This window comes from Bowmanella yangjiangensis (genome assembly GCF_018531185.1).
GTDB classification, from domain to species: domain Bacteria; phylum Pseudomonadota; class Gammaproteobacteria; order Enterobacterales; family Alteromonadaceae; genus Bowmanella; species Bowmanella yangjiangensis.
On record NZ_JAHDJU010000001.1, the window covers coordinates 1,467,615 to 1,479,811 of the forward strand.

Consider the following 12,197-nt stretch of genomic DNA (forward strand, 5'->3'; position numbering starts at 1 on the left):
GACTTACAGGGATATCATGAAAAAACAACAAACAGGGCGCTTGTTATTGGCCACCCTGACCATGGCGGTGCTCGCTGCCTGTGGTCAGAAAGCCGATAAACAATCTACCGCACCTCTGGTAGAAATCAATAAAGACCCTTACCCCAGCACCTATAAAGCCTTACCTTCACCGGCAACCTTGATCACTAATGTCAGTATTTTAGATGGTATTGGCGGCCAGATTGAAAAGGGCTCGGTGTTGTTCCAGAACGGCAAAATCGTCGCGGTAGGTACCCAGGTTGAGGCCCCGGCAGATGCTGTGGTGATCGACGGCAAAGGTAAATGGCTGACCCCTGGCATTATCGATGCCCATAGCCACCTGGGCGTATATGCCACGCCTGATGGTCCGTCCCATTCTGATGGTAATGAAGCAACCAAGCCGGTTACCGCACAGGTGTGGGCCGAGCACTCTATTTGGCCGCAGGATCCAGGTTTTCGCCGTGCACTAGCCGGCGGTGTTACTTCGCTGCAGATTCTACCTGGCTCGGCCAATCTGGTGGGTGGACGTTCCGTAACAGTGAAAAATCTGCCAGGGCGCACCATTCAGGATATGAAATTCCCGGATGCCCCTTATGGTTTGAAAATGGCGTGTGGCGAGAACCCTAAGCGGGTGTACGGCAATAAAGGTGGTCCATCAACCCGAATGGGTAATGTGGCTGGCTACCGCCAGGCGTGGGCAGATGCTCAGGACTATCAGCGTAAGTGGGATAAATATGTCGAAGAGCACAAGGCTGGCAAGAATCCCTCGCCACCTAAACGTGATTTGACGCTGGATACCCTGGCTGGTGTGTTAAATGGTGAAATCCTGGTGCATATGCACTGCTACCGGGCTGACGACATGGGCACTATGCTGGATTTGATGAAAGAGTTTGATTATAAAATCGCCTCCTTCCAGCATGCCGTTGAGGCTTATAAGATTGCTGACCGTTTAGCCACAGACAATGTGTGCTCGGCCATGTGGGCCGACTGGTGGGGCTTTAAGATGGAAGCCTATGATGGCATTCGTGAAAATATTCCCATGGTTCATCAGGCAGGTGCGTGCGCCATTGTTCACTCCGACAGCGACCTGGGTATTCAGCGCTTGAATCAGGAAGCAGCTAAAGCCCTTGGTGATGGTCAGCGTGCGGGTATCGACATCAGCAAAGCGGTGGCCTGGCAATGGCTGTCGGCCAATCCGGCCAAATCACTGGGCATTTTTGACAAGACCGGCTCGTTGGAAGTGGGTAAAAATGCTGACCTGGTGCTATGGAGTGCGGATCCCTTCTCAACCTATGCGCAGGCTGAGCGGGTTTATATAGACGGTGGACTGGCCTTTGATCGTCAGAGCCCTGAGAGTTGGCCGGTATCTGATTTCGAATTGGGTCAGCCAGGTGAAGGAGACGTAAAATGAAAAAGACCAGTTTAGCTTTACTCACCGGCCTGTTGAGCCTCGCTGCACAAGCAGAAAATGTCGCTGTGGTGGGTGGTTTTGTACATACCATGTCTGCGCAGGGCAGTGTGGATAACGGTACGGTGCTGATTCGTGACGGCCGTATTGAAGCTATTGGCCAGGGCATTGAGATTCCAGCACATTTTCGTGTTATTGATGCGAAAGGGAAAATTGTCACCCCTGGTCTGATTGGCGCCTATACCTCGGTTGGCCTGGTGGAAGTCGGCTCGTCTGCTGGCACCGTAGATGCCAGTTATAAGCCGCAGGATTTTTCTAAAGCGGGTTCGGCATTGGATGTCTCTTACGCCATCAACCCTGACAACTCGGTACTGGATGTTAGCCGCATTGAAGGGTTTACCCTGGCAGCTACCGGTATGTCCAGCACTCATACGCTGTTTGGTGGCCAGGGTGCCATTATCAGCCTGGGTGATAGTGACAATCTGGTTAAACCTAAGGCCTTTATGAGCTTGTCGGTGAATAATGGTGGGGCCGATGATGCTGGCGGTAGTCGCGCTTCGCTGTGGCCACAAGTGGAAAATGCCTTTGCCGAGGCCGAAGCCCTAAATGGCAAAGCCCTGTCAGCGAAAGACGAATGGCACGGTTATCTCAGCAAGGCTGATGTGAATGCCCTTATTCCGGTGGTAACCGGCAAGATGCTGCTGGTCGTGGATGCACGTCGTGCCTCGGATATCCGCCAGGTGCTGGCCTTTAAGGCCCGTCATCCTAAACTTAATCTGGCTTTGCTGCGCGCCACAGAGGGCTGGCGGGTTGCCGATGAAATTGCCAAAGCCGGTGTACCAGTGATTCTCGACCCTGAACCAAACCTGCCTTATGCCTTTGATATGTTGGCTTCAACTATGGCCAACGCCGGCCGTTTGGATGCCGCAGGAGTACAAGTCTCTATTGGCGTGGAAACCCATAACCTGCGCCTGGCTACTCAGCATGCCGGGAATGCGGTGGCCAATGGTTTACCCTGGCAGGATGGCCTGGCAGCCCTGACTATCAATACCGCGAAATTGTTCGGTATTGATAAGGACTACGGTAGCCTGGAGAAAGGTAAAGTGGCAGATTTGGTCATTTGGTCAGGCGACCCACTTGAAGCCATGCAGGCTCCCGAGCAGGTACTGATTAATGGTGAAGCTATTAAGATGGAATCCCGTCAGACCAAACTGCGTGACAGGTACCTAAACCTGAAACGTGATACACCATACCAGTATATGCGTCCTTAAATCAGAAAAGCGCCATTTGGCGCTTTTCTTCTTTTCAGACCCAAAGCCTTATCAGGCCTGGGTATTAATCTGGCTGCCAACCCGCTGATTAGGATCGGGCTCGGTACGTTGAACTTCCAGCTCAGCCTGACGTTGCTGTTGGTCAGCCTGGCGTGACTCTGGCTGTTCCTGCCGCGGTTGCGGTTGAATATTTTGCACATTAGTACCGGATGCGGATCCAATTTCCATGTTCACCTACCTTTTTGTTCAATCCTGATGGTTGATAAAGTGTAGTTCAGTTTATGCCTACTTGATCAAGAAGGGCTCAAGTTGTTTACGCATAAATTCAGCGATCAGAGGTTGTGCTTCCTCGTTGGGGTGAATACGGTCTTTTTGCATCAGCTCAGGGTTTAAGGCAACATCTTCCAGCAGAAATGGCAGCAGCGGTACATCATGGGCTTCGGCCAGTTGGCTATAGCTATCGGTAAACATTTGGGTGTAGCGCCTACCGTAATTGGTTGGGATTTGCATTTGTTGCAGCAATACCACCACCTGTTCTTGGCGTGCGAGCGCAATCATGGCCTCAATGTTGGCTTTGAATTTATCTACCGGATAGCCTCGCAGTCCATCATTGCCGCCCAGTTCAATCAACAGGTGACTGGGCTGATGCTGCTCGAGTAATCGGGGTAGGCGGGCTAAGCCACCGTCTGTGGTTTCGCCGCTGATTGCCGCGTTAATCACATCAATGCCTTTACTCTGCCACGAATTTTGTAACAAACTCACCCAGCCTTGTTCTTGCTTCATGCCATAGGCTGCGCTTAGGCTGTCACCTAACACCAGTAATTTGACCTGCGCCGCCTTCAATTGATCCGAAAAGCACAGCAGGGGTATAACAATCAGGATAACCTTGAGAGCTGAATACACGATGACGTTGACCTCCAATATGATAAGTACCAAGGCGATTACCAAAACTGTGACAACCAGCCAGGGCGAGTTACAGATCCTTCAACCGATCAGTTTTGATGTCAAGGCTGGCGAGACTGTTGCCATTGTTGGTGCGTCAGGTTCGGGAAAATCCACTTTATTAGGCCTGTTGGCCGGTTTGGACCAGGTATCCAGTGGCGAGATTTATCTGGATAATCAGCCGCTACATAGCATGGATGAAGAACAGCGGGCACGCCTGCGAGGTGAGAAGGTCGGCTTTATTTTTCAAAGCTTTATGCTGGTACAAAGCCTGACCGCACTGGAAAACATTATGTTACCGGCCGAGATTGCCGGGCTGAGTGATGCGCGCAAACGCGCTCTGGAAGCCTTGGAGCAAGTGGGCCTGTCTCATCGTGGCAGCCACTATCCTAACCAGCTAAGTGGCGGGGAACAGCAGCGGGTGGCCATTGCCAGAGCATTTATAACCCGGCCTAAGATTTTGTTTGCCGATGAGCCCACCGGCAATCTTGATGCGGCCAATGGCGATAAAATTGAAAACCTGCTGTTTGATTTAAATCAGCAGCTTGGCACCACCTTAATTCTGGTCACTCATGACAGCGAATTGGCGGCTCGCTGTCAAAGGCAACTGAAAATGCACGGCGGCGTGCTGGAAGATACCTCAGTGACCGCACTGGAAGGACAGCGTCATGCGGGGTAATGCCATGGCTCTGAGCCTGTCATGGCGCCTATTTCGTCACGAGGCGCGGCGCGGTGAGCTGACGGTTATCCTGCTGGCGATTGTGTTGTCTGTGGCCTCGGTGCTGTCGTTGTCGCTGTTCAGCGAACGTTTGCAATCGGCGCTATCGGACAAAAGTGCTGAGTTTCTGGCCGCAGACCGTATGCTGGGCTCGGATAAACCTGTTCCTGATAGCTGGTTGGAGGAGGCTCGCCAGCGTGGATTGGCGGTATCTCAGCGTAATCAGTTGCGCTCTATGGCATTTGCTAATGACAAGATGATGCTGGCGGATGTCAGAGCGGTGGACGCTTTCTATCCCTTGAAAGGTGTAGTCAAAGTATCAGATACGCCATTTGGTCTGCCAGAGGAAACCCGAGACTTACCCACACTAGGCGAGGTCTGGATCGGTTCGCGCCTGTTTCAGGTACTGGGCATATCCCTGGGTGATGAACTGGAAATAGGCGATAAAGCCTTTGTGGTGAGTAAAGCCGTGATTGAGTTGCCAGATGGTGGCTTTAACCTGTTTGGCGGCGACCCTGTGGTGCTGATGAACCTGGCCGACCTGCCAGCGACTAATGTGACCGGGCCGGGCAGTCGTACCGACTATGATTATCTGTTTGCCGGAGAGGATAGTGCGCTGGATGATTACTACGCCTACCTTAAACCTCAACTAAACCGTGAGCTGCATTACTGGCGCTCAGTGAAAGACGAAGACTCACCTCTGGGGCGCTCGGTTAAACGTGCCGAGCAGTATTTCCTGCTGGCAAGTTTGCTGGCCATCGTGCTGGCGGCCGTGTCCATTGCGGTGGCCGCACAGCGTTACAGTCAGCGTCATTACGACCCGGTAGCTATTATGAAAACGCTGGGCGCACCGGCGGCCATGGTACGACGGGTGTATCTGCTGCAAATTCTGTTTATTACCTTGCTTGGTATCGTGGTCGGTGGTGTGGTGGGATTTGGCATTCAGCAGCTGATTGCCAGCCTGATTGCCGACAAAGTGCCGGTGGCACTGGACACCTGGTACTGGCGACCGTTCTTTATCGCCATTTTTACCGGCTTGGTGTGCGCCATGTTGTTCTCCTTGTACCCTTTGCTGAAGCTCTTTTCTGTGCCACCGCTACGCGTACTGCGTCGGGACTTAGGTGCCAGTATGGGCTCAAGAAGTCTGCAATTCGTGGCAGCGGGCCTGGCCATCTTCCTGCTGATGTGGGCCTACAGCGGTAATCTGACCATTAGCGCTATCTTGCTGGCTTGCGGGCTGCTGCTGGTCGCCTCATTGATGCTGGTTACCCTTGGTCTGATTGCTGTCGGGCGCAAACTAGGGCAGGGCAGAATGGGAGCCTGGCAGTTGGCCTGGGCGCGCATATCCCGCCGGGCGATGGACAACTCGGTACAACTGATCAGCTTCGCTGTGACTATTATGCTGCTGCTGGTGGTACTGGTGATGCGCAATGACATGGTGCAGCAGTGGCGGGATCAGTTACCTGAGGGCACACCTAATTACTTTATGATCAATATTACCGAGCAGCAGTTGCCAAAACTGGAGCAGCATTTTGTTGAGCATGGTGTTGATATCGAACATTTCTATCCTGTGGTGCGCGGGCGTTTTGCCGCCATCAATGAGGAAACTATACGTACCGATGTGAGCAAGGAAGAGGACAGCAACAGTCGTGGACGCCAGGGCCTGGGGCGTGAAGCCAATCTGACCTGGAGTAACCAGTTGCAACACGAGAATCATGTGGTGGAAGGAACCTGGCATGGTGAACAGAGCAGTGAGGGTGAACCTCGGGTGTCAGTGGAAAAGGAAGTTGCCCTGCGTTTAGGCATTAAGATGGGGGATTTGCTGACCTTTAATATTGGCAGTGAGGTGGTTAAGGCCAAAGTCAGCAGCGTTCGGGAAGTGAACTGGCAGACCATGCAGCCGAACTTTTTCTTTGTGCTTGAACCACGCAGCATGGCTAATTTCTCGCCCACTTATATCACCAGTTTCCACCTAGACAGTGATAAAAAACCAGAATTAGCCGGATTAATGGCTCCTTTTCCTACTGTCAGCCTGTTTGATGTGGACGCTCGTATTAACCAGTTGCGCAGCATTGTTGAACAAGTATCCATGGCCGTGGAATTTATTTTGGTACTGGTGCTCTGTGCCGGTACCTTAGTATTGGTGGCGCAGGTACAGTCTAGTATGGATGAACGCATGCAGGAGCTGGCGATACTGCGTACGTTGGGGGCAAAAGGCTTGCTTATTCGCATGAGCGTGATTCTGGAGTTTGTGATAATCGGCATGGTGGCCGGGTTAATGGCAGCCATGGCTAATGAACTGGCGCTTTATTTGCTGCAAACCCAGATATTTAATATGCAGGCTAGTATTCATTGGGATTTTTGGCTCTTAGCTCCGCTGGTTGGCGCTTTGGTGGTGGGGATCCTGGGGGCATTAAGCTGTTGGCGGCTGTTGTCCTTTAACACCAGTGAGCTGTTAAGGCGCATGATCTAGCAAAAAAACGGGCGAAAGCCCGTTTTTTTATAATTCCGTCAAAACAAATTCAGCTTTTCAGCAAGTTCTCAAGGGCTGGTTTCAAGTGTTGAAACTGGAAGTGGAAACCAGCTTCTTCGAGGCGGGTGGGGATGACCCGTTGGCCGGTTAGTAGCAGCTCTGACATGTCGCCAAACAGCATTTTCAGTACAAAACCCGGCATGGGGAAAAGGCAGGGGCGACCAAGTACGCTAGCCAGAGTTTCAGAAAATTCCTGATTAGTAACCGGATTGGGGGCGGTCAGATTATAGGGACCCTGACAGTCGGGGGTTTCCAGCAAAAAGCGAATGGCCGCCATCATATCGCTGATATGGATCCAGGACATAAACTGCCTGCCGTCACCCATGCGGCCACCTAAACCGGCCCTAAAGGCGGGCAGCATTTTAATCAGCGCCCCCCCTTTGCGGCTGAGCACAATACCGGTGCGCAGCAAACATACGCGGGTGTGTTCACTTTGCGCCTGCAGGGCTATCTGTTCCCAACGATGGCATAGCTGATGACTGAACTCATCATGGGGAGTGCGATGGTATTCACTGATCAGCTCTTCATCCTGTCGCCCGTAATAGCCTACGGCGGAGCCGCTCAGGAAGACTTTGGGCGGATTTTGGCTACGCTGGCATAGGTCTACCAGTTTCTCGGTGATCTGCCAGCGACTCTGACAGATTCTGTCCTTTTGTTCCTTGCTCCAGCGTTTATCGGCAATGGGTTCACCGGCTAAGTTGATAACAGCGTCAAAGCCATCCAGACTCGGCAATTCATTAAAGGAGGATATCCAGGTGGCTCTGCGGCCAAGGGCCAATTCGGCTTCGGCTAGATTCCGGGTCAACACGGTGACATGGTAACCCTCAGGCAACCTTGATAACAGGCGCGTGCCAATGAGTCCCGTTCCACCCGTCATCAATATCTGCATGCTAAGAAAAATCCTTTACAGCTCAAAGCTTACTACAAGATAAGCACAGAGAGACTGAATCAGCAAAACGCAGTGCATGGGGTTTGTCTACTTCGGCTTCGGCGCGAATGACCCAAGGATGCTCCGCAGCGATGGCCAAGATGTCCGAGGTGAGCTTCTCCAATAAGGAGAAACGGTTGTTTTCAACCAGATCGATAATTCGCTTGGTGATGGTGCGGTAGTTCAACGCATCCTGCATATCATCAGTGTTGGTTGCCTGCTCAGCCTGATAATGAATGGTTACGTTGATCAGTACGTCCTGTTTGTTTTCAATTTCGTCCTGCTTGATACCTATATAGGTGCGCAGACGCAGATTTTTAATTCGAATAATGGCAGGGTTCAACTTCATTGAGCACATCCGTTTTCTTGATTTTGTTTCAAACACATAAGGCTTTTGGTAATTTTGCCACAAGCTGAGTCTGTTCACCTTGGAATATGGAAATAAAAAACTCTTCATCCAGCAAAGTCTTGCTGACCATGGCGGCCCTTGTTGTGATTCTGGCGGGGGTAAAAGCCGCCAGTAGCATATTAGTGCCTTTCTTATTATCGGTATTTATCGCTATGGCCTGTAATCCGCTGATTACCTGGGCTAGCCGTTACCGCGTACCACGTTGGCTGTCAGTCATATTGGTTATACTGCTGATTGTGATTTTTGGATTTATGCTGGCCGGATTAGTGGGAAATTCCATGAACGAATTTTCCCGTAACTTGCCTGAGTATAAAGAGCAACTGGCAGGCGAATTAAACTGGCTGGTCAGCCAACTGGCGGCCTTGAATATTCATCTGGACAGAACGCAGTTGCTGTCTTACCTGGATCCCGGTCTTGCCATGAACATGGCCTCTAACCTGCTCTCTGGAGTAGGGGCGGTAATGACCAACTTCCTGCTTATCCTGTTGACCGTGGTGTTTATGTTATTTGAAGCGGAGTCTGTGCCGCGCAAGGTACATATTGCCCTGGCCGATCCGGCCATGAAAATTCAGCAGATCGACAAGTTTTTATCTTCTATTAAGGACTATCTGGCGATCAAAACCCTGGTGAGCCTGGCAACGGGTTTTCTGGCGGGTCTGATGCTTTATTTACTCGGCGTAGATCATTTCATGCTGTGGGCGGTGTTGGCGTTTTTGCTCAATTACATTCCTAACATTGGTTCCATTATTGCTGCTGTGCCCGCCGTGCTGCTGGCATTGGTGCAGCTTGGCCCGGCGACCGCAGGATTGGTGGCCCTGGGTTATGTGATGATCAATACCCTGATGGGGAATGTGATTGAACCGCGTTTTATGGGCCGCGGCTTAGGCCTGTCGACTCTGGTGGTATTTTTATCTTTGATTTTCTGGGGCTGGTTGCTCGGTACTGTGGGGATGTTGCTGTCGGTACCGCTGACTATGATTGTCAAAATAGCCCTGGAGTCCACCCAGGGCGGTCGCTGGTTTGCGTTATTGCTGGCCGATGACGTTAAGGCAAAGGAAAACGCAAGCTGATCCTGGCGCCACCCAGTTCTGAATCACGAATTAACAGGGTACCGTTATAGGCGGCGACCAAATCGGACACCACTGCCATACCGATGCCCTGCCCACTGGCATAAGAATCTAAACGGGTGCCCCGACTGAGTAAATCCTGGCGTTTTTCTGCCGGGATCCCGGGGCCGTCATCTTCAATATCAATGCAAAGCTGTTCATTGGTATGCAGGCTGACCTTAACCTGATGCTGAGCAGCTTTACAAGCGTTGTCCAACAGGTTGCCAAACAGTTCCATTAGATCCGTTTGATCACCGGGCAAGGATAAGGCATGAGGGTCGATTAGCTGTATGTCCAGTTGCTTGTCTGCGTGTACCTTGCTCATGGCCTTGATAAGTTTATTTAGCAATGGTGCCAGGGGCTCGGTTTGTTGCCAGCCGCTACCTATTCCGGCTACCGCTCGTTTAAGCTGACGGGCAATAATACTTTCAATTTGCTCCAATGGCTCTTTGGCACTGAGGGGTAAATCCGGGTTACCTTTCAGTACAGCCAGGGGAGTTTTAAGGTTATGGGCCAGATCGCCGAGGCTATGATGATAGCGACTGCGCTGTTGCTGTTCTGAGTCCAGCAGATGGTTGAGACTGGCCTTCAAGTGCTCAAGTTCGGGAGGAAAGTCCCCTTCGGCCCGGCGCTGCTTACCAGATTCCACTTCACTAATTTGTCTTACCAGGTCACCGATAGGCTTCAGCGCGGCATTCAAGCTAAAGGCCAAAAGTGCAATTAGCAACAAAGCAACAAAAGCCAGCCACTGCCAAAGGGTATAGCGAAAGGTCGAAAGCTCACTGTCGAACAGCCTGCCTTCCATCAGAATATGAAAGGTAACCGGGAACATCAGGCTTCTGTCTTCAAATTCCGCCGTGTAGCTGAATTGAAAGAAGGTACGGCCGTTAATTTGCTTCGATAGAAAAAGCTCTTCACCCACATCGGGGCGTTGCAGGTCCGGCAGCTTTTGCCAATGTAACGTGGACTCGGATTGCCATAGCGGCAACATATGCATGGAGATAAGCGCATAGGTGCCAGAGTCGGGAATGTTCAGGCTGTTGTTGAATAAGGTCTCCGGCATCTGAATAACACCGTTAACCACTTCAAACTCAGAAATCAGCCCCAGATTCTGAATGCGAAGTTGATCCTGCATGGATTGGGTCAGACTGTTGGTGTATGCCTTTTCAAGGGTGAGAGCAGTCAGTGGTAAAAAGACCACTAACACCAACATGGCCGCAGCAAAACTACGGCCTTTTAACGACCATTTGCGCATGGAAATCAAAGCTGGCGGCTAATGCGATAACCACGCCCACGCAGCGTGTCTATGGGTTTGATATCACCATCTGGGTCAATCTTTTTACGTAATCGCCCGATAAACACCTCAATCACGTTACTGTCCAGGTCAAAGTCCTGATCATAGATATGTTCGGTTAGCTCGGTCTTTGACACTATTTTGTTGGGGTTCATCAACAGGTACTCCAGTACCTTATATTCGTAGGCGGTCAGTTCCACATACTGATCGTTGACAAAAACTTCCTCTGACAGAGTGTCCAGGCGGATGGGACCACGTTCTATGGCAGGGTTTGGCTGCCCGGCGGCCCTACGGATAAGGGCCTTGGCACGTGCCAGCAATTCTTCATTGTGAAAGGGTTTGGTCAGATAGTCATCGGCACCGGCTTCCAGCCCTTCGACCTTTTCCTGCCAGCGATCGCGGGCAGTGAGGATCAAAATTGGGCTGGTAATCTTGTCTTTACGCACCTGGCGAATCAAATCCAGACCATCCAACACCGGCAGGCCGATATCAATGATGGCTAAATCGTAAGGATATTCCCGGAACAGAAACAATGCTTTTTGTCCATCGTCAGCCAGGTCCACACTGTAGCCATTTTGCTGCATCAACTGATCTAACTGGGTCAGTAGTCTGGCATCATCTTCAACAATTAATACTCGCATTGCGCTTACTTCCTATCTTTGTTGTCCTTGCTTGGTCTGACTTTTCCGGACTTTTTATCCACATCCACCGTCACCACCCGGCCGTTTTTCTGCAACACTTTGACTCGGTAGTTGTCCTTTTGCGGCTCGACTTTCAATACCCGACCATCCACCTGTTGTTTAGCGCGTTTGGCTGCTTGGGCCTCGTCCAACTGTTCCTTGTTCTGAGGGTAAGCCTGAGACGTCGTAGCCAACATACAACCTAATGTGAATATCAGTATTTTACCCAGTTTCATCATTGCTACCTTCGACTTGCCATATTGCCTTCAAGTCTACCTGTAAAGCCCATATCAATAAAATGCGGGGCTAACATTTATTTTAACTTTCAGGCGTTTGCCAGGGTGGTGCTGGGTGACAGTATGGTACAAGTCGCCCTTGTACTGATAGGTCACATCATAACCTGTCAGCTCGCGGATGCGACGCTGTTCCCCCGGACGGGTTTCGCATACCTGACGATAGCCGTTTTTACCAACATCGTGGCCAATGGCACCGCCCAGCGCAGCACCCGCCACCATGCCAACCTTTTTATTCGATGAGCTGTGACCCAGTGCATGACCTACTGCACCGCCGATAATAGCGCCGACCACCGTTGGTGTAGCATCGTGGCGACGGCTGGTGGTGTAGCACACACGTTCGGGCTCACTACTGACCAAAATGGTTTCGTAGATAGGACTAACCTGCTTTACTTTTGCATAAGCATAACGCTCTGCGGCTTGCACATTGGCAGATAACGCCAACAGGGATAAAGGAATCATCCAGGCTTTCATAGTTACATCCTCTTCGTCGTTGTTATGCACAGAGTAGGACGACCAGGATGAATCTTGCCTGAACTTTTACTTAAGCGGGGGCATAGCGCTAAACAAACAAAACAGGGGCCGAGGCCCCTGTTG

General features: G+C 51.3%; 13 protein-coding genes. 5 read left to right on the forward strand and 8 right to left on the reverse strand.

All coding sequences use genetic code 11. The annotated features are described in order from the left end of the window. The first annotated feature begins 16 nt into the window (after positions 1-16). Positions 17-1,429 carry an amidohydrolase gene (locus KJY73_RS06590; RefSeq protein ID WP_214341720.1) on the forward strand — a complete coding sequence of 471 codons (1,413 nt, stop codon included), beginning with the start codon at positions 17-19 and terminating at the stop codon, positions 1,427-1,429. Continuing rightward, on the forward strand, positions 1,426-2,697 hold the full coding sequence (locus tag KJY73_RS06595) for an amidohydrolase family protein (protein WP_214341722.1): 1,272 nt from the start codon (positions 1,426-1,428) through the stop codon (positions 2,695-2,697). The genes KJY73_RS06590 and KJY73_RS06595 overlap by 4 nt, the downstream gene beginning before the upstream one ends. 51 nt (positions 2,698-2,748) lie before the next feature. Here the strand turns inward: KJY73_RS06595 and KJY73_RS06600 are convergent, their stop codons facing one another. Together KJY73_RS06600 and KJY73_RS06605 are read right to left on the reverse strand one after the other, a co-directional pair. Next, positions 2,749-2,925 carry a hypothetical protein gene (locus KJY73_RS06600; protein WP_214341724.1) on the reverse strand — a complete coding sequence of 59 codons (177 nt, stop codon included), beginning with the start codon at positions 2,923-2,925 and terminating at the stop codon, positions 2,749-2,751. A gap of 57 nt (positions 2,926-2,982) precedes the next feature. Then, the gene (locus tag KJY73_RS06605) at positions 2,983-3,600 is read right to left on the reverse strand and encodes an arylesterase (protein WP_408611345.1); all 618 of its coding nucleotides are present in this window, start codon (positions 3,598-3,600) and stop codon (positions 2,983-2,985) included. Position 3,601: 1 nt separating this feature from the next. Here KJY73_RS06605 and KJY73_RS06610 point away from each other — a divergent pair, with 1 nt between their 5' ends. Both KJY73_RS06610 and KJY73_RS06615 read left to right on the forward strand, forming a co-directional pair. Further along, on the forward strand, positions 3,602-4,318 hold the full coding sequence (locus tag KJY73_RS06610; protein ID WP_232848411.1) for an ABC transporter ATP-binding protein: 717 nt from the start codon (positions 3,602-3,604) through the stop codon (positions 4,316-4,318). Further along, positions 4,308-6,830 carry an ABC transporter permease gene (locus KJY73_RS06615; RefSeq protein ID WP_232848412.1) on the forward strand — a complete coding sequence of 841 codons (2,523 nt, stop codon included), beginning with the start codon at positions 4,308-4,310 and terminating at the stop codon, positions 6,828-6,830. The genes KJY73_RS06610 and KJY73_RS06615 overlap by 11 nt, the downstream gene beginning before the upstream one ends. Positions 6,831-6,879: 49 nt before the next feature. On the opposite strand, the gene KJY73_RS06620 is transcribed toward KJY73_RS06615, so the two are convergent. Further along, entirely contained in the window at positions 6,880-7,779 is a 900-nt protein-coding gene (locus KJY73_RS06620) for a TIGR01777 family oxidoreductase (RefSeq protein WP_214341735.1), read from the reverse strand. 22 nt (positions 7,780-7,801) lie between these two features. Beyond that, positions 7,802-8,167: a dihydroneopterin triphosphate 2'-epimerase gene (gene folX, locus KJY73_RS06625; protein ID WP_206593746.1), complete on the reverse strand. Its 366-nt coding sequence runs from the start codon at positions 8,165-8,167 to the stop codon at positions 7,802-7,804. A gap of 86 nt (positions 8,168-8,253) precedes the next feature. Here folX and KJY73_RS06630 point away from each other — a divergent pair, with 86 nt between their 5' ends. Further along, positions 8,254-9,297, forward strand: coding sequence for an AI-2E family transporter (locus KJY73_RS06630; protein WP_206593745.1), 1,044 nt, complete (start codon positions 8,254-8,256; stop codon positions 9,295-9,297). On the opposite strand, the gene KJY73_RS06635 is transcribed toward KJY73_RS06630, so the two are convergent. From KJY73_RS06635 to KJY73_RS06650, 4 genes are read right to left on the reverse strand one after another with little or no spacing between them, the layout of a single operon-like run. Continuing rightward, on the reverse strand, positions 9,272-10,588 hold the full coding sequence (locus KJY73_RS06635; protein ID WP_214341738.1) for an ATP-binding protein: 1,317 nt from the start codon (positions 10,586-10,588) through the stop codon (positions 9,272-9,274). The genes KJY73_RS06630 and KJY73_RS06635 overlap by 26 nt on opposite strands. A 5-nt stretch (positions 10,589-10,593) precedes the next feature. Then, a complete protein-coding gene (locus KJY73_RS06640; RefSeq protein ID WP_214341740.1) occupies positions 10,594-11,268 on the reverse strand; it encodes a response regulator transcription factor in 675 nt (224 codons plus the stop codon). Positions 11,269-11,273: 5 nt separating this feature from the next. After that, entirely contained in the window at positions 11,274-11,546 is a 273-nt protein-coding gene (locus KJY73_RS06645; RefSeq protein ID WP_408611346.1) for a PepSY domain-containing protein, read from the reverse strand. A gap of 51 nt (positions 11,547-11,597) precedes the next feature. Further along, positions 11,598-12,074, reverse strand: a complete 477-nt coding sequence (locus KJY73_RS06650; protein ID WP_214341744.1) for a glycine zipper 2TM domain-containing protein — start codon at positions 12,072-12,074, stop codon at positions 11,598-11,600. Between the last annotated feature and the right edge of the window lie 123 nt (positions 12,075-12,197).